This is a genomic window from Microbacterium paulum (genome assembly GCF_015707995.1).
GTDB lineage: Bacteria > Actinomycetota > Actinomycetes > Actinomycetales > Microbacteriaceae > Microbacterium > Microbacterium paulum.
The window spans coordinates 1-20,804 of sequence record NZ_JAAGRY010000019.1 but is presented as its reverse complement, the minus strand read 5'-3'; the positions used below and the strand labels follow the sequence as shown (position 1 = coordinate 20,804).

General features: G+C 70.2%; 24 protein-coding genes. 6 read left to right on the top strand and 18 right to left on the bottom strand.

The window, feature by feature from the left end:
- Positions 1-49: 49 nt before the first annotated feature.
- The 6 genes from G3N18_RS06430 to infC form a co-directional block, all read right to left on the bottom strand.
- Positions 50-967: a glutamate ABC transporter substrate-binding protein gene (locus tag G3N18_RS06430; RefSeq protein ID WP_196383490.1), complete on the bottom strand. Its 918-nt coding sequence runs from the start codon at positions 965-967 to the stop codon at positions 50-52.
- Between the two features lie 59 nt (positions 968-1,026).
- Positions 1,027-1,815 carry an amino acid ABC transporter ATP-binding protein gene (locus tag G3N18_RS06425; protein ID WP_196383489.1) on the bottom strand — a complete coding sequence of 263 codons (789 nt, stop codon included), beginning with the start codon at positions 1,813-1,815 and terminating at the stop codon, positions 1,027-1,029.
- Positions 1,816-1,902: 87 nt separating this feature from the next.
- Complete coding sequence (locus G3N18_RS06420) at positions 1,903-2,703, bottom strand: TrmH family RNA methyltransferase (RefSeq protein WP_196383488.1); 801 nt, start codon at positions 2,701-2,703, stop codon at positions 1,903-1,905.
- Between the two features lie 66 nt (positions 2,704-2,769).
- Positions 2,770-3,150, bottom strand: coding sequence for a 50S ribosomal protein L20 (gene rplT / locus G3N18_RS06415; RefSeq protein ID WP_196383487.1), 381 nt, complete (start codon positions 3,148-3,150; stop codon positions 2,770-2,772).
- 29 nt (positions 3,151-3,179) lie between these two features.
- A complete protein-coding gene (gene rpmI, locus G3N18_RS06410) occupies positions 3,180-3,374 on the bottom strand; it encodes a 50S ribosomal protein L35 (RefSeq protein ID WP_196383486.1) in 195 nt (64 codons plus the stop codon).
- Positions 3,375-3,424: 50 nt separating this feature from the next.
- Positions 3,425-4,144 carry a translation initiation factor IF-3 gene (gene infC, locus G3N18_RS06405; protein WP_314854181.1) on the bottom strand — a complete coding sequence of 240 codons (720 nt, stop codon included), beginning with the start codon at positions 4,142-4,144 and terminating at the stop codon, positions 3,425-3,427.
- Positions 4,145-4,411: 267 nt separating this feature from the next.
- Here infC and G3N18_RS06400 point away from each other — a divergent pair, with 267 nt between their 5' ends.
- Positions 4,412-4,765 carry a DUF1844 domain-containing protein gene (locus tag G3N18_RS06400; RefSeq protein ID WP_206693026.1) on the top strand — a complete coding sequence of 118 codons (354 nt, stop codon included), beginning with the start codon at positions 4,412-4,414 and terminating at the stop codon, positions 4,763-4,765.
- A gap of 43 nt (positions 4,766-4,808) precedes the next feature.
- Here the strand turns inward: G3N18_RS06400 and G3N18_RS06395 are convergent, their stop codons facing one another.
- Genes G3N18_RS06395 through G3N18_RS06370 form a run of 6 tightly spaced genes read right to left on the bottom strand, consistent with a single transcriptional unit; the run spans position 4,809 to position 9,082 of the window.
- Positions 4,809-5,561, bottom strand: a complete 753-nt coding sequence (locus G3N18_RS06395; RefSeq protein ID WP_230403933.1) for an SseB family protein — start codon at positions 5,559-5,561, stop codon at positions 4,809-4,811.
- Entirely contained in the window at positions 5,548-6,291 is a 744-nt protein-coding gene (priA, locus tag G3N18_RS06390) for a bifunctional 1-(5-phosphoribosyl)-5-((5-phosphoribosylamino)methylideneamino)imidazole-4-carboxamide isomerase/phosphoribosylanthranilate isomerase PriA (protein ID WP_196383483.1), read from the bottom strand. Before priA ends, G3N18_RS06395 begins: the two co-directional genes overlap by 14 nt.
- A gap of 9 nt (positions 6,292-6,300) precedes the next feature.
- A complete protein-coding gene (gene hisH, locus G3N18_RS06385) occupies positions 6,301-6,948 on the bottom strand; it encodes an imidazole glycerol phosphate synthase subunit HisH (protein ID WP_196383482.1) in 648 nt (215 codons plus the stop codon).
- A complete protein-coding gene (hisB, locus tag G3N18_RS06380; RefSeq protein WP_196383481.1) occupies positions 6,945-7,556 on the bottom strand; it encodes an imidazoleglycerol-phosphate dehydratase HisB in 612 nt (203 codons plus the stop codon). Before hisB ends, hisH begins: the two co-directional genes overlap by 4 nt.
- A 10-nt stretch (positions 7,557-7,566) precedes the next feature.
- Positions 7,567-8,676, bottom strand: a complete 1,110-nt coding sequence (locus tag G3N18_RS06375) for a histidinol-phosphate transaminase (protein WP_196383480.1) — start codon at positions 8,674-8,676, stop codon at positions 7,567-7,569.
- 25 nt (positions 8,677-8,701) lie between these two features.
- Positions 8,702-9,082: a LysM peptidoglycan-binding domain-containing protein gene (locus G3N18_RS06370; RefSeq protein WP_196383479.1), complete on the bottom strand. Its 381-nt coding sequence runs from the start codon at positions 9,080-9,082 to the stop codon at positions 8,702-8,704.
- A gap of 293 nt (positions 9,083-9,375) precedes the next feature.
- On the opposite strand from G3N18_RS06370, the gene lexA reads away from it, so the two are divergent.
- A complete protein-coding gene (gene lexA / locus G3N18_RS06365) occupies positions 9,376-10,038 on the top strand; it encodes a transcriptional repressor LexA (protein ID WP_196383478.1) in 663 nt (220 codons plus the stop codon).
- 1 nt (position 10,039) lies between these two features.
- On the opposite strand, the gene G3N18_RS06360 is transcribed toward lexA, so the two are convergent.
- Both G3N18_RS06360 and G3N18_RS06355 read right to left on the bottom strand, forming a co-directional pair.
- Positions 10,040-11,065, bottom strand: a complete 1,026-nt coding sequence (locus G3N18_RS06360; RefSeq protein ID WP_196383511.1) for a methionine synthase — start codon at positions 11,063-11,065, stop codon at positions 10,040-10,042.
- A 17-nt stretch (positions 11,066-11,082) separates the two neighbouring features.
- Positions 11,083-12,081, bottom strand: coding sequence for a putative oxygenase MesX (locus G3N18_RS06355; protein ID WP_196383477.1), 999 nt, complete (start codon positions 12,079-12,081; stop codon positions 11,083-11,085).
- Between the two features lie 141 nt (positions 12,082-12,222).
- Here G3N18_RS06355 and G3N18_RS06350 point away from each other — a divergent pair, with 141 nt between their 5' ends.
- Together G3N18_RS06350 and G3N18_RS06345 are read left to right on the top strand one after the other, a co-directional pair.
- Positions 12,223-13,164 (top strand): LysR family transcriptional regulator, encoded by a 942-nt coding sequence (locus tag G3N18_RS06350; protein WP_196383476.1) that lies wholly within the window; start codon positions 12,223-12,225, stop codon positions 13,162-13,164.
- Between the two features lie 57 nt (positions 13,165-13,221).
- The gene (locus G3N18_RS06345) at positions 13,222-15,150 is read left to right on the top strand and encodes a S9 family peptidase (protein ID WP_196383475.1); all 1,929 of its coding nucleotides are present in this window, start codon (positions 13,222-13,224) and stop codon (positions 15,148-15,150) included.
- Here the strand turns inward: G3N18_RS06345 and hflX are convergent.
- The gene (hflX, locus tag G3N18_RS06340) at positions 15,138-16,466 is read right to left on the bottom strand and encodes a GTPase HflX (RefSeq protein WP_399548524.1); all 1,329 of its coding nucleotides are present in this window, start codon (positions 16,464-16,466) and stop codon (positions 15,138-15,140) included. The two genes, G3N18_RS06345 and hflX, sit on opposite strands and share 13 nt — an antisense overlap.
- A 321-nt stretch (positions 16,467-16,787) precedes the next feature.
- Here hflX and G3N18_RS06335 point away from each other — a divergent pair, with 321 nt between their 5' ends.
- On the top strand, positions 16,788-17,435 hold the full coding sequence (locus G3N18_RS06335) for a class I SAM-dependent methyltransferase (protein ID WP_196383474.1): 648 nt from the start codon (positions 16,788-16,790) through the stop codon (positions 17,433-17,435).
- 4 nt (positions 17,436-17,439) lie between these two features.
- Entirely contained in the window at positions 17,440-18,420 is a 981-nt protein-coding gene (locus tag G3N18_RS06330; RefSeq protein ID WP_196383473.1) for a Dyp-type peroxidase, read from the top strand.
- A gap of 11 nt (positions 18,421-18,431) precedes the next feature.
- Here G3N18_RS06330 and dapF read toward each other — a convergent pair whose 3' ends face one another.
- The 3 genes from dapF to miaA are packed head-to-tail and all read right to left on the bottom strand — an operon-like array spanning position 18,432 to position 20,787.
- Positions 18,432-19,319, bottom strand: a complete 888-nt coding sequence (gene dapF / locus G3N18_RS06325) for a diaminopimelate epimerase (protein WP_196383472.1) — start codon at positions 19,317-19,319, stop codon at positions 18,432-18,434.
- Between the two features lie 35 nt (positions 19,320-19,354).
- Positions 19,355-19,846, bottom strand: a complete 492-nt coding sequence (locus tag G3N18_RS06320) for a GNAT family N-acetyltransferase (protein ID WP_196323353.1) — start codon at positions 19,844-19,846, stop codon at positions 19,355-19,357.
- A complete protein-coding gene (gene miaA, locus G3N18_RS06315; RefSeq protein ID WP_196383471.1) occupies positions 19,843-20,787 on the bottom strand; it encodes a tRNA (adenosine(37)-N6)-dimethylallyltransferase MiaA in 945 nt (314 codons plus the stop codon). Before miaA ends, G3N18_RS06320 begins: the two co-directional genes overlap by 4 nt.
- Positions 20,788-20,804: the final 17 nt, after the last annotated feature.

Genomic DNA, 20,804 nt, shown 5'->3' with positions numbered 1-20,804 from the left:
AGACCGGATGCCGGGGGCGCGGCTCCTCGATCGCGCCCCCGGCACGAGATCAGTCGACCGGGTCGACCTCGGGCTGCGTGCCCTTGACGCCCGAGGCGCCGAGGTTCTTATCGAAGATCGCCGTCCAGGTCTCGCCGCCGTCGGTGAACATCTTGTTGATGAACTCCTGGAAGGCGGTATCGCCCTTGGCGATGCCGACGCCGTAGCGCTCCTCGCTGAACGGGTCGCCGACGACCTTCAGCTCGTCGGGGGCCTGCGCGGCGTAGCCGATGAGGATCGCCTCGTCAGTCGTGACCGCGTCGACCTGGCCGTTCTTCAGGTCTTCGACACAGGTGGAGTAGGTGTCGTACTCCTTGGTCTGCGCGGGGGTCTCGTCCTTGATCCGCTGGATCGAGGTCGAGCCGGTCGCCGAGCAGACGATGTCCTCAGCGGTGAGCGAGTCCTTGCCGGTGATCTTGTCGTTGCCTGCGGCGACCAGCAGGCCCTGACCGGTGACGAAGTACGGGCCGGCGAAGGAGATCTGCTCCTTGCGCTTGTCGGTGATCGAGTAGGTGCCGACGTAGTAGTCGATGTCGCCGTTCACGATGGCCTGCTCGCGGTTGGCCGACGGGATCGCGGTGAACTTGATCTTGTCCTCGTCGTAGCCGAGCGACGCGGCGATCCAGCGGGCGACGTCCACGTCGAAGCCGGTGCGCTCTCCCGTGGTCGGGTCGAGGTAGCCGAGGCCGGGCTGGTCCTCCTTGACCCCGACCTTCACGACGCCGGCGCTCTTGATGCGGTCGAACGTCGGGCTGCCGTCGATCGTGACGTCGGTCGCGACCGTCCACGGGTTGCCGGCCGCCGAGCTCTCGCCGGCGTCGCCGGTCGAGGTCTCCTCGGCGCCCGGCGTGCCGCTGTTGCAGGCCGTCAGGGCGAGGGCGGCGATGGCGATGCCGGCGAAGGCGCCGACGATTCTGGTGGTGCGCATGTGATCCTCCTGGTTGCGTGTCGTCATTTCGGGGGGCCGCGCCGGTGCAGGGCGCGGGGTCAGTGGGTGATGAGCTTCGAGAGGAAGTCCTTCGCCCGGTCGCTCTTCGGGTTCGTGAAGAACTCGTCGGGGGCGGCCTCTTCGACGATCTGTCCGTCGGCCATGAACACGACGCGATCGGCGGCCTTGCGGGCGAAGCCCATCTCGTGAGTGACGACGATCATCGTCATCCCGTCCTGCGCGAGACCGACCATGACGTCGAGCACCTCGTTGATCATCTCGGGGTCGAGGGCGCTCGTCGGCTCGTCGAACAGCATGACCTTGGGCTTCATGGCGAGGGCACGGGCGATCGCGACGCGCTGCTGCTGCCCGCCGGAGAGCTGCGCGGGCAGTTTGGATGCCTGCTGCGCCACCCCGACACGCTCGAGGAGCACCTTGGCCTCCGCCTCGGCATCCGCTTTCTTGAGCTTTTTGACCTTCATCGGTCCGAGGGTCACGTTCTCGAGGATCGTGAGGTGCGAGAAGAGGTTGAACGACTGGAAGACCATGCCGACGTCGGCACGCAGAGCCGCGAGGGCCTTGCCCTCCTCCGGCAGCTCCTTGCCGTCGATCGTGATCGATCCGCTCGTGATCGTCTCGAGCCGGTTGATCGTGCGACACAGCGTCGACTTGCCGGACCCCGACGGACCGATCACCACGACGACCTCGCCGCGGTTGACCGTGAGGTTGATGTCTTTCAGCGCATGGAAGTCGCCGTAATGCTTCTCGACGTCAGTCACGACGACGAGCGGGTCGCCGCGTCGCACGGTGATGTTCGAGGTCGCGGGAGCGGGATCCGGTGTCGCCATGGGGTCAGCCTAGGCAGAGGTCCCCCGCAGAGCTCACGTTATGCACAGGATCTTGACCGAGTCGTGACCCGGCCGAAACACACCGCGTCAGTCGGAGGCGCGCTGCGCGAAGGCCGTCTCGTACAGGCAGACACTCGCCGCCGTGGCGAGGTTCAGCGACTCGGCGCGGCCGTAGATCGGCAGGCGCAGGGCGAGGTCGGCGTGGGCGAGGGCGTCGGTTTCGAGGCCGCGCGCTTCATTCCCGAACAGCCATGCAGTGGGCTCGGCGAGCAGATTCCGGCGCGTCAAGAAGTCGTCACCGCCCACGTCGGCCGCGATGACCCGCAGCCCCGCGGCGTGCGCCCGCTCGACGACCGAGGCGAGGTCGGCGCCGACGGCGACCGGCACGTGGAACAGCGATCCTGTGGTCGCACGCACGACCTTCGGGTTGTACGGGTCTACGGTGCGGCCGGTGAGCACGACGGCATCGGCGCCCGCCGCGTCGGCGGCCCGGATGATCGTGCCGAGGTTACCGGGGTCGCGCACCTCTTCGCAGATCGCGACGAGCCGCGGTGAGGCTGCGAACACGTCTTTCAGCGAACTGGGCGACTGCCGCGCGACGGCGACGATCCCCTGCGGCGTGACGGTGTCGGCCATGGCATCCAACACCGCCTCGGTCGTGTACTCGACCTCGAGCCCCGCCTCACGAGCCGCGTCGCGGACGTCGGGGTGACGCTCCATCGCGGTGGGCGTCGCGAACAGCTCGATCACGGTGTCGGGGCGGTAGGCGAGCGCCTCGCGTGCGGCCTGAGGTCCCTCGAGCAGGAACAGCCCGGTCTCCTGACGGGCGCTGCGTTTGGTCAGTTTCGCGACCGCGCGCACGCGGGGGGAACGGGGGTTCTCGAGCACGCTCTCATCCTAGGGAACGCGAAAGGGTGTCCCCCGAAAGGAGGACACCCTTTTCCGCGTCGGTGCTTACGCCTTGGGCGCGTTCACGTCGGCGGGCAGCGCGTTCTTCGCGGTCGCGACGAGCGAGGCGAAGGTCTTCGGCTCGTTCACGGCGAGCTCGGCGAGCATGCGGCGGTCGACCTGCACACCCGCGAGGCCGAGGCCCTGGATGAAGCGGTTGTAGGTGATGCCGTTCTGGCGCGCGGCGGCGTTGATGCGCTGGATCCACAGGCGGCGGAAGTCGCCCTTGCGCTTGCGACGGTCACGGTACGCGTAGACGAGCGAGTGGGTGACCTGCTCCTTCGCCTTGCGGTACAGGCGCGAACGCTGTCCGCGGTAACCGGCGGCGCGCTCGAGGATGACGCGACGCTTCTTGTGGGCGTTGACGGCCCGCTTGACTCTAGCCATTTCTTGTTCTTCCTAACGTGCGGCGCGGCTCAGATGCCGAGGAGCTTCTTGGCGACCTTGGCGTCGCCCTTGGCGAGGACCTGCTCCTGGTCGAGGCGACGAGTGCGGCGGGTGGCCTTGCCCTCGAGGTTGTGGCGGAGGTTCGCCTGCTGCTTCATGATCTTTCCGCTTCCGGTGACCTTGAAGCGCTTCTTGGCACCCGAGTGGGTCTTCTGCTTCGGCATGTCTCTATCCTTCGTTGTGGTTCCCGGCGAGCGGGAGTCTGTGGGCCGCGTCACTCCGCCGAAGCGGAGGCAGCGGTGTCGGCGGGCGCAGCCGCCGGGGCGTCGTCAGAGGCCGCGGAGCCGGTGCGCGCCTGGCGTGCCGCCTCTTTCTTCGCATCGCGCTGGGCGTTCTGCTCGGTCTTGACCTCGGACTTGTTCTTGTGGGGCGCGACCACCATGACCATGTTGCGGCCGTCGATCGTGGGGTTCGACTCGACGGTGCCGTACTCGGCGACGTCTTCGGCGAACTTGCGCAGGAGCCGCACGCCCTGCTCGGGGCGCGACTGCTCGCGACCGCGGAAGAGGATCATCGCCTTGACCTTGTCGCCGGCCTGCAGGAAGCCCTCGGCGCGCTTGAGCTTGGTCGTGTAGTCGTGCGCTTCGATCTTCAGGCGGAAGCGAACCTCTTTGAGCACGGTGTTCGCCTGGTTGCGACGGGCCTCTTTGGCCTTCTGCGCCGTCTCGTACTTGAACTTGCCGAAGTCCATGATCTTCACCACGGGGGGCTTCGAGTTCGGGGCGACCTCGACCAGGTCGAGGTCTGCTTCCTGAGCGAGGCGCAGAGCCACCTCGATGCGGACGACGCCGACCTGCTCACCCGCGGGGCCGACGAGGCGGACCTCGGGGACGCGGATGCGGTCATTCGTGCGGGGATCGCTGATGCGGAACTCCTTGTGTCGAACGGGTGGATGCCACCGGACACGGGAGTGTCGCGGGCGGAAGATTCTCACGCCCACCCGGCACGACGCAAGCGACGGCGGGAAGTTCTGCACCCTGTCCCCCACGGCTCTCACCGTGGTGGCTACCCGGTGCCGATATCGCTGGCGGGCCGGGCGGAGTGCGAGACCCGGTAGCCTGGAGCGGCAAGCGCGGGTGGGATGTGATCCACTTTCGATCCGGAGCAGAACACTCCGGTGCGCGCCCAGTTTAGCAGAAAGCGAACCGTGACCGACAACGCCCCCTCCCCCGACCATTCCCACGACGCGGACAGCGAGCGTCTGGCCCGCTGGGAGGAGCAGGAGCGGGCCGCCGCGGCGGCCTCACGCGACATCGCCGACGTGCCCGCCGTCGAGGTGATCACGACCGCCGCCGTGCACCTGATGAGCGCCGCCGCCGTCAAGACCGGCCTGGCCGATGACCCCGAGACCCAGACCGACCTCGACGAGGCGCGCAAGCTCATCAACGCCCTCGCCGGACTCATCACCGCCGGCGCCCCCGAGATCAGCGACATGCACGCCCGATCGCTGCGCGACGGGCTGCGCTCGGTGCAGTTGGCGTTCCGCGAGGCATCCGTCATTCCCGACCCGATCGGCAAGGGCCCCGGCGAGAAGTGGACCGGCCCGGTCACCTGATCTCGGTCGCGCTCGGGCGCCGCGGCCGGGCGCTGTGGCCGGGTCAGGCGCGCAGCAGCTTGACGGTTAGCGAGTCGACGAGCACCGCGATGCGGTCATCGGCCGCCCAACGGGCGGCGAGGCGCTGCAGGATCGCGTCGAGCGCGGGCTTTTCGAGCCCGTCGACGAGGTGCAGCCCGACGATGAGTTCGGGCCCGCGCAGCCGACCCGACGAGTCGCCGTCGCTCACGGTCAGGTCGATCACGCCCAGCTCGCTCGCGACGCTGTGCTGTAGCCCCGCGTAGACCTCGGGCGAGCGCCAGGCCGGCTCCCACCGCTGCCCCTGCCCGATCGCCCACACCGCGGGGCGACGCAGCACGAACTCGGTGGCCGATGCCGGGTCGATGACGATCAGGTCACTGTCATCGGCGGCCGCCGACAGCGCGGTGCGTACGCCGTCGACGGGAACCGGGCGCGCTTTGGCATCCCACCGGGCGAGCGCGGCGACCGACGTGAACACCGGCAGCACCCGCCGCCCGTCCGGGGCGGCGACCGTGACGATCGACAGCTCCTGCGTCTTGTCGACGGTGTGCCCCGACGGGGCGATGCCGACATCTCCCGCCTCGGCGACGAGCGGGATCAGCAGCCGGGCCTCGCGGTACGCGTCGACGATCGCGACGGCGTCGCCCCTGCCTGCGTGGAACGCCTCGAGGGCGGCCAGCAGCGCGGCATCCGCCGATCCGTCGTCACCGGAATGCGGGTTCGGCTCGAAGCTGCGCCCCTCCCACGGGACGCCGGCGCTGTCAGCCTGCGACATCCAGCGCCTCGGCCAGCGTGAACGCCCCGGCATACAGCGCTTTGCCGACGATCGCGCCCTCGACACCGAGCGGCACCAGCTCGCGGAGGGCGGCGATGTCGTCGAGGGTCGAGATGCCGCCCGAGGCGACCACCGGGCGGGTGGTGCGCGCCGTGACTTCGCGCAAGAGGTCGAGATTCGGGCCCTGCAGCGTGCCGTCCTTCGTCACGTCGGTGACGACGTAGCGGCTGCAGCCGGCGTCTTCGAGACGCTCGAGCACGTGCCACAGGTCGCCGCCCTCGCGCGTCCAGCCGCGGGCCGCGAGCGTCGTGCCGCGCACATCGAGGCCGACGGCGATCGCCTCGCCGTAACGGCCGATCACATCGGCGGCCCACTCGGGGTTCTCGAGCGCCGCGGTGCCGAGGTTGATGCGGGATGCCCCCGACTCGAGCGCTGCCTCGAGGCTCGCGTCGTCGCGGATGCCGCCGGAGAGCTCGACCTGCACACCGCGCAGCTGCTTGATGACCCGGCGGATCACCGCCGTGTTGTTGCCGCGGCCGAACGCCGCGTCGAGGTCGACGAGGTGGATCCACTGCGCGCCGTCGCGCGCCCACGCGGCTGCCGCGTCGACCGGGTCGCCGTAGCTCGTCTCGGTGCCGGCCTCGCCCTGCGTGAGACGCACAGCCTTGCCGCCGGCGACATCGACGGCCGGCAGCAGGATCAGTTCAGGGGTCGACGCGAAATCGTTCACCCCGAGAGACTACCCGGCTTGCGGCAGTGACGAGATCCAGTTACGAAGCAGACGGATGCCTGCCGCGCCGCTCTTCTCGGGATGGAACTGCGTCGCCGACAGCGGACCGTTCTCGACAGCCGCGAGAAACGGGGTGCCGTAGTCGCACCAGGTGAGCACCGGCTCACGGAAGGGCTTCATCGGCTCCATGGTCCAGTGCTGCGCGCCGTAGGAGTGCACGAAGTAGAACCGTTCCGCCTCGATGCCCTCGAACAGCACCGAATCTGCGCCCGCCCGGACGGTGTTCCAGCCCATGTGCGGCAGCACCGGGGCATCCAGTTCGGTCACCGCGCCCGGCCACTCGCCGAGCCCCTCGGCATCAGCGCCGCGTTCGACCCCGTGCTCGAACAGCACCTGCATGCCGACGCAGATGCCGAGCACCGGCAGGCCGCCCGCGAGGCGCCGGCCGATCAGCTCGTCGCCGCGGCTCGCCCGGAGCGCTTCGATCACGGCGCTGAACGCACCGACACCGGGCACCACGAGGCCCGCGGCGTCGCGGATCAAGCCGCGATCGGCGGTGAGACGGGCATCGGCCCCCGCCGCCGCGAGCGCCTTGACGGCGGAGTGGACGTTGCCGGAGCCGTAGTCGAGAACGGCGACGAGCGGTGCGGTCGTCACAGAGCGCCCTTGGTGCTCGGAACCCCCACCACCAGCGGATCGAGCGCCTTCGCCTGCCGGAACGCACGGGCGAACGCCTTGTACTCGGCCTCGGCGATGTGGTGCGGATCGCGACCGCCCAGCACCGTCACGTGCACCGTGAGGCCGCCGTTGAAGGCGATCGCCTCGAACGTGTGGCGCACGAGCGACCCGGTGAATTGGCCGCCGATCAGGTGGTGCTCGAAACCGACCGGCTCGCCGGTGTGCACGAGGTAGGGCCGACCGCTGATGTCGACGACCGCCTGGGCGAGTGCCTCGTCGAGCGGCACGAGCGCGTCGCCGTAACGCGAGATACCCGCCTTGTCGCCGAGCGCCTGGCGGATCGCCTGCCCGAGCACGATCGAGACGTCTTCGACGGTGTGGTGCGCGTCGATATCGGTGTCGCCCGACGCACGCACCGTGAGGTCGGTGAGCGAGTGCTTCGCGAACGCGGTGAGCATGTGGTTGAAGAACGGCACCGTGGTGTCGATGCGGCTCTGGCCGGTGCCGTCGAGGTCGAGCTCGAGCTCAACCGTCGACTCACTCGTCGCCCGGCGGATCGAGGCCGTGCGGTGCGTGGGGGCGGTCATGGCTCAGAGTCTAGCGAGCGGCGTGCGCACCACCCGGCCCGAGCGAGGCGAGGGCGTCGAGGAACGCGGTCGACTCGGCCTCGGTACCGGCGGTGACCCGCAGGCTGCGCGGCAGCCCGACGTCGCGGATCAGCACGCCGTGGTCGTAGAGTCCCCGCCATGTGGCCGCCGGGTCGTCGACACCGGCGAACAACACGAAGTTGGTCCAGCTCTCGAACGGCTCGTAACCGAGCGCGTCGAGGGTCGCCGAGATGCGGTCGCGCTGAGCGACGATCTCGTCGACCATGGCGAGCATCGCGGGGGCGTGGCGCAGGGCCGCGCCCGCCGCGGCCTGGGTCAGCGCACTGAGGTGGTACGGCAGCCGCACGAGCCGCAGGGCCTCGATCACCGCCGGATCGGCGGCGAGGTAACCGACGCGCGCCCCGGCGAACGCGAACGCCTTGCTCATCGTGCGCGAGACGACCAGGCGCTCACGCCCCGGCAGCAGGGTCAGCGCCGAGCGCGACTCGCGTGGGGCGAACTCCTGATACGCCTCGTCGACGATGACGATGCCGCGCGCGGCGTCGTACACCGCCTCGATCACGTCGATGCCGAGCGGCGTGCCGGTGGGGTTGTTGGGGGCGCACAGGAAGACGACGTCGGGGTCGGCCGCCTCGATCTGGGCCGCCGCGTCTGCGGCGCTGAGGGTGTAGTCGACTCCGCGCGTGCCGGCGAGATAGGTCGCCCCGGTGGCGCGGGTGAGCAGGGGGTACATGGAGTACGTCGGCGCGAAGCCGAACGCCGTGCGCCCGGGACCGGCGAAGGCCTGCAGCAGGTGCTGCAGTACTTCGTTCGATCCGTTCGCCGCCCAGATCTGGTCGGCCGAGAGTCCGTGGCCGAGGTAGTCGGCGAAGCCTTCGCGGAGGGCCGTGAACTCGCGGTCGGGGTAGCGGTTCACGTCGCGCAGGGCACGCGCGAGGCTGTCGAGGATGTCGTCGGCGACGTCTTCGGGAACGGGGTGGGTGTTCTCGTTGACGTTCAGGGCCACCGGCAGCGGCGCCTGAGGCGCCCCGTACGGGGTCAGCCCGCGCAGATCGGCTCGCAGGGGAAGGTCGTCCAGACTCGCACTCACAGCCACCATCGTAGGGCGGACCGCAGCCGTGCGCTCAGTGCTGCGGGGCGTACTCCGCGGGCAGCGCGAGGCTCTGTCCCGCCGTCAGCGAGCCCGAGGGCAGCGCGTTCAGGCGAATGATCGCGTCGACGACGTCGCGCGGGTCGGCGCCCGGTGCGACCTCTTCGGCGATCGACCACAGCGTGTCGCCGGGCATGACGGTGACTTCGGAGAACGTACCGGCCGGCGCACTGCCCTCACCCGAGGCGAGCGCGCCACCGCCCGAGACGATGGCGATGCTGAGGGCGACGATCGCCGGGATCGAGGCGAGGAAGGCGAGCACGCGACGACCGCGCGCGGTCAGACGAAGCCGGGTGGCAGGTGCGCCGCCCGCGGCGGTGAACGCGGCGCCGGCACTGATGTCGATCGTGGTCATGATTCCTCCTGGGGGCGAAGCCTCGGACGATCCCTTGCGGGATGTTCGCATCCGGCGCTCGGCCGGGAGCGCCGAATGCGAACTTCTTTTCCGAAGCTATCTTCGATACAGTTCGATTGTCAAGGGGCATCCGGATCGGAATCGGATCGAACGCGACACGCGGATGCCTGCCGGCCGAGCCCGCCCTCACCGGATACGGTTTCGATAACGAGAGCCCATCACCCACCTCCGACATTCGAAGACGGTGACCCGTCAGAGATCGTCGGAGGGCGCGAATCCGAAGGAGTGCGTTCATGGACAAGCCGCAGACGCGTCGGCGAAAGAGCCTCAGCGACAAGCAGCTGGCGATCCTCGAAGTGATCCAGCGCTCGATCGCGCAGTACGGCTACCCGCCGAGCATGCGCGAGATCGGCGACGCGGTCGGGCTGAAGTCGCTCTCGAGCGTGACGCATCAGCTGGGCCAGCTCGAACTCAGCGGCTACCTGCGCCGCGACGCGGGCAAGACGCGCGCGATGGAGGTGCTGATCGACCTGCCCGGCGCGTCGACCGAGAACCCCGCCGACACCGCTCCTGCTGTCGGCGACGCCGCGCTCGTTCCGCTCGTCGGCCGGATCGCCGCGGGCGTGCCGATCACTGCCGATCAGCACGTCGAAGAGGTGTTCCCGCTCCCCCGTCAGCTCGTGGGCAAGGGCGACCTGTTCATGCTCAAGGTGAGCGGCGAGTCGATGATCGATGCCGCGATCTGCGACGGCGACTGGGTCGTCGTGCGCTCACAGGCGACCGCCGACAACGGCGACATCGTCGCGGCGATGCTCGACGGCGAGGCGACCGTCAAGACCTTCCGCCAGCGCGACGGCCACACGTGGCTGCTCCCCCGCAACAGCGCGTTCGAACCGATCCTGGGCGACGACGCCACGGTGCTCGGCAAGGTCGTCGCCATCCTCCGCGCGGTCTGACTCAGCTGAGCTCGCTCCGCACGAGGGCAGCCCCCGCACTCAGCGCACTGAGCTTCTGCAGCGCGACCTCGCGCGGGAACGGCGCCATGCCGCAGTTGGTGCTCGGGATGAGCTTGTCGGCGTCGACGAAAGCGAGCGCACGGCGGAGCGTGCCGGCGACCTCGTCGGGGGTCTCGATGGCGTCGTTCGCGACGTCGATCGCGCCGAGCATGACCTTCTTGCCGCGGATGAGTTCGATGAGGTCCATCGGAACGTGCGAGTGCTGGCATTCGAGCGACACGATGTCGATCGACGAGCGCTGCAGCAACGGGAACGACTCTTCGTACTGCCGCCACTGCGACCCGAGGGTCGCCTTCCAGTCGTTGTTCGCAGTGATGCCGTAGCCGTAGCAGATGTGCACGGCCGTCTCGGCGCGCAGGCCCTCCGCCGCGCGTTCGAGGGCGGCGACACCCCAATCCTTCACCTCGTCGAAGAACACGTTGAACGACGGCTCGTCGAACTGGATGATGTCGACCCCCACCGCTTCGAGCGCCTTCGCCTCTTCGTTGAGGATGACGGCGAACTCCCACGCGAGCTTCTCTCGGCTCTTGTAGTGGGCGTCGTAGAGCGTGTCGACCATCGTCATCGGGCCGGGAAGGGCCCATTTGATCGGCCGGTCGGTCGTCGAGCGCAAGAAGGTCGCGTCGTCGACGAACACGGGGCGCTCGCGGCGCACCTCGCCGACGACGGTCGGCACACTCGCGTCGTAGCGATCGCGGATGCGCACGGTCTCGCGCTTGTCGAAGTCGACTCCGCTCAGGTGCTCGATGAACGTCGTGACGAAGTGCTGCCGGGTCTGCTCGCCGTCGCTGACGATGTCGATGCCGCGCCGCGCCTGCTCGTGCACGGCGATGCGCAGCGCGTCGTGCTTGCCCTCGTCCAGGGCATCCCCCTCGAGGGCCCACGGCGACCACAGCACCTCGGGCTCCGCGAGCCACGACGGCTTCGGCAGGCTGCCGACGATCGTCGTGGGCAGGAGCGTGTGCACGGGAACGGATGCCCCGGTCACGCGAACGCCGCCTCGACGCCGGCCGCCCACCGCTCGAGCACCTCGCGGTGCGGCTCGATGAAGTGCTCCTGCGCGTAGCGGCCCTGGGTGAGGGCGAGCCGGCTGCGCTCCTCACGGTCGTAGTCGATCTGGGTGCGCGAGAAGTCTTGCGCCGCGAGGCTCGGCCGGTAGACGGCGGGAGCCGCCGAGTTGGCGTTGTAGATCTCGGGTCGGTAGATCTTCTGAAAGGTCTCCATCGCGCTGATCGTGCCGGCCAACTGCAGGTCGGTGTAGCCGGCGGGCAGGTCTCCGCTGAAGTAGAACGCGAGCGGCGCCACGCTGCCGCGCGGCATGAAGTAGCGCGCCTGCAGCCCCATCTTCGCGAAGTACTCGTCGGTCAACGACGGCTCGGGCTGGGCGTACTCGACACCGAGGATCGGGTGATGGTTGTCGGTGCGCCGGTAGGTCTTGCTGGTCGAGACGCTGATGCAGATCACGGGAGGCTGCGCGAACCGCTCCCGGTAGGCGACCGAGTCGAGGAAGCGCCGGAAGAGCGTGCCGTGCAGGTCGCCGAAGTCGCTCGGCGCGATGGGCGCGCCGGCCTCGGTGCGCTCGGCGACGGCCGGCAGCAGCACGCTGAAGTCGTAGTCGCGCACATACGACGAGAAGTTGTTGCCCACGATCCCGTGGGTGCGCAGCCCCGTCTGCCGGTCGAGGACGTGGATGTCGAGGACTTCGAGCAGCGGGAAGCGCTGGTCGGCGCCCTCCGCGGCGAACTCGAGCTGCACCGAGACGATCTCGAGTTCGAGCGTGTAGCGGTCGCCGGTCGGGTTGTCGCACGGCATGAGGTCGTTGAAGCGGCGGTCGATCATCGTGAGGGTGTTGCGCAGGTTCTGCTCCCGGTGCTCGCCGCGTGCCAGGTTGGCGAAGTTCGTCGTGATGCGCGAGCTTTCGGCCGGGGTGTAGTGCTCGTCGAAGCGCGTGGTGGTGATGCTGAAGGCGACGTCGTCTGCCATGAGTGGCCAATCCGAGTGGGCGGGCGGCCGCGAGCCGGCCGGAGAAAAGAAGTGCTCTCCATCGTGCAGGCACTGGCAGATATCGGGTAACTCATGCCGACTATGCATCCATATAGCCTCTCCCTATGGGAAGGTGGGCCTATGGCACAGGGCACCGGTGGACTGACGCTGCAGCAGTTGCGGTACTTCATCGAGGTCGCCGCCGAGGGGTCGATCTCGGCGGCCGCCGACGTGCTCTACGTCGCGCAGCCGACGATGTCGGCCGCGATGAAAGACCTCGAGGCGCGGGTCGGGCGCACGCTGCTCGTCCGCTCCGCGCGCGGGGTCAGCCTGACCACCGACGGCGCGGAGTTCCTCGGCTATGCCCGACAGGTCGTCGAGCAGGTCGAGTTGCTCGAGCAGCGTTACCTCGGGCGGCCGCCCTCGCGGCGCCTGCTGGGCGTCTCCGCGCAGCACTACTCGTTCGCCGTCGACGCGTTCGTGCGCATGGTGAAGTCGAGCGGCGCGGCGCAGTACGAATTCGCGCTGCGCGAGACCCGCACGTGGGACATCATCGACGACGTCCGCACCCTGCGCAGCGAACTCGGCATCCTCTACCGCAACGACTTCAACCGCAAGGTCATCGACCGGCTGCTCCGCGACAGCGGGCTCGCCTTCCATCCGCTCTTCGTCGCGTCTCCGCACATCTTCATCTCGCGCCGCAACCCGCTGGCCGCACGGGCACGCGTGACCCTCGACGACCTGACAGAGCTCCCGCGGCTGACCTTCGACCAGGGCGCGAATAACGCGTTCTACTTCTCCGAAGAGATCCTCTCCACCTCGTCGAGCGCGCAGGAGATCCGTGTCTCGGACCGCGCGACGATCTTCAACCTGATGATCGGCCTCGACGGCTACACGATCTCGACGGGCATCGTGAGCGACGAGCTCGACCCCGAGATCGTCGCCATCCCGCTCGACGTCGACGAGCGCATCGAGATCGGCTGGATCGACCACGCCTCGATCCCGCTCACCGAGCAGGCCCAGCGCTACCTCGACGAGGTGCGCGCCGTCGTCGCCGGGTTCGGGGTGACGCTCCTGGAGTGACGCGGCGCGGTGAGGCATCCACCCCTGCTGTCGGAGCGGGCGCGTAGCGTGAAGGGCATGGTCGACACACTCCCCTACGGTTCCTGGCCCTCACCGTTCACCGCCTCGTGGGCCTCGAAGGCCTCACCGCGCGTCGACGGCGCCGCCTTCGTGGGCGACGAGATCTGGTGGGGCCAGTCCGTGCCCGAAGAGGCCGGTCGCACGACGGTGCGGCGGCGCGCCGACGCCGGGGTCGAAGACGTCTTGCCCGCGCCGTGGAACGCCCGCTCGCGCGTGCACGAGTACGGCGGCGGGTCGTGGGCGGCCGATGCGGGCGGCACCCTCTGCTTCGTCGAGAAGAGCGACCAGCGGGTGTGGGCGCTGCGGCCGGGCGCGAAGCCGGTTCCCCTCACTCCCGAAGACCCGGCGACCAGTTACGGCGGCCTGCGGTTCTCACGCGGGCGACTGCTCGCCGTGCGCGAGTGGCAGGGTGAGGGGACGGTCAGGCGCGGCATCGTCGAGATCGCGGTCGAGGGTGCGGCATCCGTTCGCCAGCTCGTCGCCGACAGCGATTTCGTCGCCCAGCCCGATCTCTCGCCCGACGGCACGCACCTCGCCTGGGTCGCGTGGGACCACCCGCACATGCCGTGGGACCGCACCGAGGTGCGCGTCGGCCGCATCGACGACGGTCGGGTGCGCTCGTGGGCGGCGGTGACGGCGGGCGACACGGCCGCCCTGCAGCCGACATGGCGCACCGACACCGACCTCGTCTATCTCGACGAACCGACCGGCCGCTGGAACCTCTGGCACCGTGAGCACGGCGCTGAAGGCTTCGGGCCGGCCGAGCCAGTCGCCGCCGCCGACGCCGACACCGGCGGAGCGCTCTGGTCGCTCGGCGCACGATGGTACGGCGTGCTCGAGGGCGGCCGCATCGTCGCGGTGCGCACCAACGGGGCCGACGAGCTCGTGATCATCGACGAGCACGGCGGCGCCACGCGGGTCGACCTGCCCGCGACGAGCGAGCTGAACGTCGACGCCGTCGAGGGCTCTCGGGCGCTCGTCTCGGGAAAGGGCGCGGGCACGAGCGGACTGTGGCTCGTCGACGCCGGCACAGGCAGAGTCGTGCAAGTCGCGGGAGACCCCGCCGAGATCGACGCGCCATGGATGCCGCGCACCCGCGCGATCACCACCGACGGCCCGCACGGGCCGGTGCACGCCTTCGTGCACCCGCCGCAGCACCCGGGCTTCACCGGACCGGCCGACGAGCGCGCACCCTACGTCGTCATGGTGCACGGAGGCCCGACCGGGCACGACGGCGGCGTCGCCGACGCGAAGACGGTGTACCTCACGAGTCGCGGGATCGGGGTCGTGCAGGTGAACTACGGCGGGTCGACGGGTTACGGGCGCGACTACCGGGAGCGCCTGCGCGGTCAGTGGGGGGTCGTGGACGTCGACGACGTCGTCGCTGCCGCAGCGGGGCTCGCGGCGGCGGGCGACGCCGACGGCGAGCGCCTTGCGATCAAGGGTGGATCGGCCGGCGGCTGGACGGTGCTCGCCGCGCTCGCCCGCACCGACGCCTTCGCGGCCGGGATCAGCCGGTACGGGGTCGCCGACGCCCGCACGCTCGCCGAAGACACGCACGACTTCGAGTCGCGCTACCTCGACGGGATGATCGGGCCGCTCCCCGAGGCCGAAGAGCTCTACCGCGAGCGTTCACCGCTGACGCACGTCGACGGGTTCACCGCCCCCGTGCTGCTCCTGCAGGGCGACGAAGACCGTGTGGTGCCGCCGTCGCAGTCCGAGGCGATCCGCGACGCGCTCGCGGCACGGGGCATCCCGCATGCCTACCGGCTGTATGCGGGCGAAGGACACGGATTCCGCCGCGCCGAGACGATCATCGACGCGACCGAGGCCGAAGTCGCTTTCCTCGGCGCCGTGCTCGGCTTCACCCCGCCCGATGTGCCGCCGATCACGCTCGACGGAGCAGGGGCGGATCAGACCGCGTAGGCCGCGAGCCGGCCGCCGAGGATCGCCGGCACGTGCGCGTGCAGGAAGGTGCCGTCGGGGCCGTGCTCCTGCGCGAGGATGATGCCGTTCTCGTGCACCGCCGAGACGAGGTCGCCCCGGTCGTAGGGCACGACCGCACGCACCTCGACGGCGGGCAGCGGCAACGTGCGCTCGATCGTCTCGCGCAACTCGTCGATGCCCTCGCCTGTGCGCGACGAGACGAACAGGGCCTGCGGCGCGAGACCGCGCAGCACCAGGCGCGTGTCGTCGTCGACGAGGTCGGCCTTGTTGAACACGACGATCTCGGGAAGATCCCGCGCGCCGACGTCGCCGATCACGTCACGGACCGTCGCGAGCTGTGCGGCCGGGTCGGGGTGCGAGGCATCCACCACATGCACGATGACGTCGGCGTCGCCCACCTCTTCGAGGGTCGAGCGGAACGCCTCGACGAGCTGGTGCGGCAGGTTCCGCACGAAGCCGACGGTGTCGGTCAGCGTGTAGACGCGCCCATCGGCGGTCTCGCTGCGGCGCACCGAGGTGTCGAGGGTCGCGAACAGCGCGTTCTCGACGAGCACTCCCGCGCGGGTCAGGCGGTTCAGCAGACTGGACTTGCCGGCGTTGGTGTACCCGGCGATCGCGACGGCGGGGATCGTGTTGCGCTTGCGTTCGGCACGCTTCGCCTCGCGCGCGGGAGCGAAGTCGCGCAACTGGCGCCGCAGCTGCGCCATCTTGGTGCGGATGCGGCGGCGGTCGAGCTCGATCTTGGTCTCACCGGGGCCGCGCGAGCCCATGCCCGCACCGCCCGCACCGACCTGGCCACCGGCCTGCCGGCTCATCGAGTCGCCCCAGCCGCGCAGGCGGGGCAGCAGGTATTCGAGTTGGGCGAGCTCGACCTGGGCCTTGCCCTCGCGGCTCTTGGCGTGCTGACTGAAGATGTCGAGGATGACGGTGGTGCGGTCGATCACTTTGACCTTGACGACGTCTTCGAGCGCGCGCCGCTGACTGGGCGCGAGTTCAGTGTCGGCGATGACGGTGTCGGCGCCGACGGCCGCGACGAGGTCGCGGAGCTCTGCCGCCTTGCCGCGCCCGATGTAGGTCGCCGGGTCGGGGTGCGGGCGGCGCTGCAGCACGCCGTCGAGCACGACGGCGCCCGCGGTCTCGGCGAGCGCGGCGAGCTCGCGCAGCGAGTTCTCGGCGTCGTCCTGCGAGCCCTGCGGGTACACGCCGACGAGCACCACGTTCTCGAGGCGCAGCTGGCGGTATTCGACCTCGGTGACGTCTTCGAGCTCGGTCGAGAGCCCGGGCACACGGCGCAGCGCGGCACGCTCTTCGCGATCCCACTGATCGCCGTCGGTGTCGCCGTACGCGACCGTCGAGGCATCCTGCAACGCCTGCGCGGCGCCGAAGACATGCGCGCCCGTCCGCGACTCGGCGCGCGCGAGCACCCGGTCGACGGGGTCGATCGGCAGGTCGTGCGCGTCGACGTCGTAGCCTGCACCTTCGTCGGTGCCGTTGGTGTCGCTCGTTCCGGTGATGCCGGTGGTGTCTGTCATTCGATCCATTTCGTGGTGAGCCTTGCAGTCTAGTCGTTGTGTGGCCTCCCGCGCCGTGGCGCGGCTCCGGTACGCTCGCATCTCATGGAGAGCGATCACTACTTCAGTGCCTCTCCGTCCAGCGCCGAGAACCAGCGCCGCATCTCCGTGACCCTCGCGGGCCGCAGCGGCGATGTCACGACCGCGGGCGGGGTGTTCAGTCCCGCGCACGTCGACGGCGGCACGGCGGTGCTGCTGTCGAACACGCCCCCTCCTCCCCCGGGCGGTCACCTGCTCGACCTCGGCTGCGGATGGGGTCCCATCGCCCTGAGTCTCGCGGTGCAGTCGCCGCACGCGACGGTGTGGGCCGTCGATGTGAACGAGCGCGCCCTCGACCTCGTCCGTCTGAACGCGCAGGCCTGGGGCCTCGATAACATCAACGCCGTCCTGCCCGAAGATGTTCCGTCCGCCGTCACGTTCCGCACGATCCGCTCCAACCCGCCGATCCGGGTCGGCAAGAACGAACTGCACGGCCTGCTGCAGCGGTGGCTGCCGCGCCTCGAAGAGCGCAGCGACGCGTGGCTCGTCGTGCAGCGCAATCTCGGTTCGGATTCGCTGCAGCGGTGGATCGCCGCGACGTTCGACGACGGGTATTCGGTCATGCGCTCCGCGACGGCGCGCGGATTCCGGGTGCTCAAGGTGCGTCGTCACGGGGCGGTGCCCACCGCCCCGGTCGACATCGTGGAGGGGTGAGAGCGTGGAGCAGAGCGCGCAGCGGCGGGTACCCATCGAATCGCAGCGCGTCGACGCGCCGCTCACGTCGTCCGCGGTGCTGCTGACCCTCACCCTGACCGATCCGGCGGCGGGGTCCGAGGCGGTGCGGATCGTCCGCGGCGTGCTCGCCGACCTCGAGGACATCACGAAGAACGTCGCCTTCCGAGACCTCGACGCGGCGCTCGCCTGCACGGTCGGCATCGGCAGCGACGTGTGGGATGCCGTGACCGGCGCCGCCCGGCCCGCCGAGCTGCATCCGTTCCGCGGGGTCGTCGGTGCCGTGCACACGGCGCCGTCGACCCCGGGCGACCTGTTCGTGCACATCCGCGCCAACCGGCGGGACCTGTGCTTCGAGCTCGAGCGTCAGCTACTCGACCGGCTGCACGGGGCGGTCCTCGTCACCGATGAGACCGTCGGGTTCCGGTACTTCGATGCCCGTGACCTGCTCGGCTTCGTCGACGGCACGGCGAACCCCGTCGGAGATGCCCTCCCCGCCGCGACGCTGGTGGATGCCTCGGATCCCGCGGCCGACCCCGCGGCCCACGGCGGAAGCTACCTCGTTGCGCAGAAGTACGTGCACAGCCTCGCGGCGTGGAACCGGATGTCGGTGGAGCAGCAGGAGGCGGTGATCGGACGCACGAAGCTCGACAACATCGAGCTGGCGGATGCCTCGGCATCCGAACAGAAGTCGCACAAGACCCTCTCGACCATCACCGACGACGACGGCGTGGAGCACGACATCCTGCGCGACAACATGCCGTTCGGCTCACCCGGCCACGGCGAGTTCGGCACGTACTTCATCGGCTACACGGCACGGCTGTGGGTCATCGAGCGGATGCTCGAGCGCATGTTCCTGGGCGACCCGCCCGGCAAGCACGACCGGCTGCTCGACGCATCGACGGCGCTCACCGGCGGCGTCTTCTTCGTGCCGCCCGCGGGGCTGCTGGCCGGGCTCGGCGACTGACGCGGCGCCGCTCAGGCCAGGGCGACCTCACCCGAGTACACGATCGCCGCCGGCCCCGACAGCAGCACGTGGTCGCCGTCGCGCTCAGCCGCGATGCGGACCCCCAGCACACCGCCGGGGACCTCGACCGACCACTCGTCGGGCGCGGCCGGGCCCGCCCAGTGCCGTACGGCGAGGGCGGAGGCGGCGACCCCCGTGCCGCACGAGAGCGTCTCGCCGACGCCGCGCTCGAACACGCGCATGCGGATGGCGCCGACGCCCTCGCGCACGAGCGCCGGCCCCTGCGGGGTGCGCGACGCGGCCGGCACGACGAACTCGATGTTCGCACCGTGCGGCGGCGCGGGGGTCGCGACCGGCTGCACCGTGAGGTCGAGGGCGTCGAGCTCGGCGGGGTCGCCGAGGGCGATGACGATGTGCGGGTTGCCGACGTCGATGCCGACGCCGGGGCGCGGCACATCGAGCCCGCGGGCGTGCACGACGATCTCCGACTCGTCGACCGCGAACAAGCCGAGATCGACTTCGAAGCCCAGGTCGCTGCGCGTAACGCGCTTGGTGCCGGCACGCGTGCCGATGGCGATCGGGGCCGCATCGATATCGGCGAGGCCCGTCTCGACGAGGTACTTCGCGAAGACGCGGATGCCGTTGCCGCACATCTCGGCGGCCGAACCGTCGGCGTTGCGGTAGTCCATGAACCACTCGGCGTCCGGGGTCGCGGCGCCCTCGGGGAGCGCTGCCGACCGGACGACCCGCAGCGTGCCGTCGGCGCCGATGCCGAACCGGCGGTCGCACAGGGCCGAGACCTGCGCGTCGCTCAGTTCGAGCATGCCGTCGGGGTCGGGGATGATGACGAAGTCGTTGCCGGTGCCCTGGCCCTTGGTGAACGCGACGGTCTGCGGCATGCGGTTCAGTCTAGGGCGCGCAGCAGAGACGGAGCTCAGTCGGCGATCAGGCGCTTTCCGGTCGTCCAGGTGTCGAACGGCTCATAGCCGAGCTCGCCGTAGAACGCGTGCACGCCGCCGTTCTCGGGGCGCACCATGAGCTGCACCTTCGGGCAGCCGAGCTCGAGCAGTCGCTCTTCGGCCGCCTCGACGAGGCGGCGACCGATCCCCTCGCCGCGGCGCGCCGGGGCGCTCGCGAGGTAGTACAGCCAGCCGCGGTGCCCGTCGTACCCGGCCATCACCGTGCCGACGAGCTCGCCGGGAGCCTGAGCACCGATGCCATCGCCGACGCCGGCGGCCTCGCCATCGCCCGTGTCGAGTTCCTCGCCGCGGTCCACCGCGACGAGGAAGAGCTCGGGCTGCACGGTGAGCTTGCGGCGAATGTCCTGATAGGGGTTGTTCCACGGCCGCGACAGACCGGTCTCCTGCCAGAGCGAGACCGTCGCCTCGGTGTCGGCCATCTGGAAGGGGCGGATCTCGATGCTCATTCGGGCGAGTCTGCCAGGTCCGCGGCATCCGCGGCGGGATCCGTCCACCGGATGCCGTCGTAGCGGCGGAACCACGACACCTGACGGCGTGCGTAGCGCCGGGTGAGCGCCTGCGTCTGCGCGATGGCCTCGGCCTCGGTCAGCTCACCACGCAGCTGCGCCAGAGCCTGGGCGTAGCCGATGGCCCGGCCTGCGGTCGGCGAGCCTTCGAGCCCGACCTGTTGCAGCCGGGAGACCTCCTCGAGCATGCCGCCGCGCCACATGCCCTCGACGCGCCGGTCGAGCCGCTCGACGAGCGCGGCCCGCTCGAGCGCGACGCCGATGATCGTCGTGGGCGCATGCCAGAGCGGGGGGCTCTCGGGCAGGGCCGCGCCGTGCGTCGCGGCGCCCTGAGCGAGCACCTCCAGGGCGCGCACGATGCGGCGGCCGTTGCGTGGATCGACGCGGGCGGCGGTGGCGGCGTCTGCGTTCTGCAGGCGCGCGTACAGCGCCGCTGCGCCGTGCTGCTCGAGGTCGGCCTCGAGCTGCGCGCGCACCGCATCGTCGTGCGGCGGGAAGCGGAAGTCGAAGATCACGCTCGAGACGTACAGTCCCGACCCGCCCACGAGGATCGCGTCGGCACCGTGGGCGAAGACGCCCTCGATCGCCTGCCGGGCGGCCGGCTGATACCAGGCGACCGCGGCCTCGTCGGTCACGTCGAGCGCGTCGAAGAGATGGTGCGGGATGCCTCGGCGCTCCGCCTCGGGAAGCTTGGCCGTCCCGACATCCATGCCGCGGTACAGCTGCATCGCATCGGCGTTGACGATCTCGGCCGGGCGGCCGCGCGCCGCGAGGGTCTGCGCGAGCCGCAGCGACAGGTCGGTCTTGCCGGTGCCGGTCGCGCCGACCACCGCCCACAGACGCGCGCCGTCGGCGCGCTCGGGCGTGCCCTGATCGCTCACAGCGCCGGGCTTCGCCG

What these genes read in the sequence shown, in the direction of transcription:
- G3N18_RS06430 (WP_196383490.1), bottom strand. Translation starts at nt 967, where the DNA reads ATGCGCACCACCAGAATCGTCGGCGCCTTCGCCGGCATCGCCATCGCC.
- G3N18_RS06425 (WP_196383489.1), bottom strand. Translation starts at nt 1,815, where the DNA reads ATGGCGACACCGGATCCCGCTCCCGCGACCTCGAACATCACCGTGCGA.
- rplT (WP_196383487.1), bottom strand. Translation starts at nt 3,150, where the DNA reads ATGGCTAGAGTCAAGCGGGCCGTCAACGCCCACAAGAAGCGTCGCGTC.
- rpmI (WP_196383486.1), bottom strand. Translation starts at nt 3,374, where the DNA reads ATGCCGAAGCAGAAGACCCACTCGGGTGCCAAGAAGCGCTTCAAGGTC.
- G3N18_RS06395 (WP_230403933.1), bottom strand. Translation starts at nt 5,561, where the DNA reads ATGTCGCAGGCTGACAGCGCCGGCGTCCCGTGGGAGGGGCGCAGCTTC.
- hisB (WP_196383481.1), bottom strand. Translation starts at nt 7,556, where the DNA reads ATGACCGCCCCCACGCACCGCACGGCCTCGATCCGCCGGGCGACGAGT.
- G3N18_RS06375 (WP_196383480.1), bottom strand. Translation starts at nt 8,676, where the DNA reads ATGGTGGCTGTGAGTGCGAGTCTGGACGACCTTCCCCTGCGAGCCGAT.
- G3N18_RS06370 (WP_196383479.1), bottom strand. Translation starts at nt 9,082, where the DNA reads ATGACCACGATCGACATCAGTGCCGGCGCCGCGTTCACCGCCGCGGGC.
- lexA (WP_196383478.1), top strand. Translation starts at nt 9,376, where the DNA reads ATGGACAAGCCGCAGACGCGTCGGCGAAAGAGCCTCAGCGACAAGCAG.
- G3N18_RS06355 (WP_196383477.1), bottom strand. Translation starts at nt 12,081, where the DNA reads ATGGCAGACGACGTCGCCTTCAGCATCACCACCACGCGCTTCGACGAG.
- G3N18_RS06350 (WP_196383476.1), top strand. Translation starts at nt 12,223, where the DNA reads ATGGCACAGGGCACCGGTGGACTGACGCTGCAGCAGTTGCGGTACTTC.
- G3N18_RS06345 (WP_196383475.1), top strand. Translation starts at nt 13,222, where the DNA reads ATGGTCGACACACTCCCCTACGGTTCCTGGCCCTCACCGTTCACCGCC.
- G3N18_RS06335 (WP_196383474.1), top strand. Translation starts at nt 16,788, where the DNA reads ATGGAGAGCGATCACTACTTCAGTGCCTCTCCGTCCAGCGCCGAGAAC.
- dapF (WP_196383472.1), bottom strand. Translation starts at nt 19,319, where the DNA reads ATGCCGCAGACCGTCGCGTTCACCAAGGGCCAGGGCACCGGCAACGAC.
- G3N18_RS06320 (WP_196323353.1), bottom strand. Translation starts at nt 19,846, where the DNA reads ATGAGCATCGAGATCCGCCCCTTCCAGATGGCCGACACCGAGGCGACG.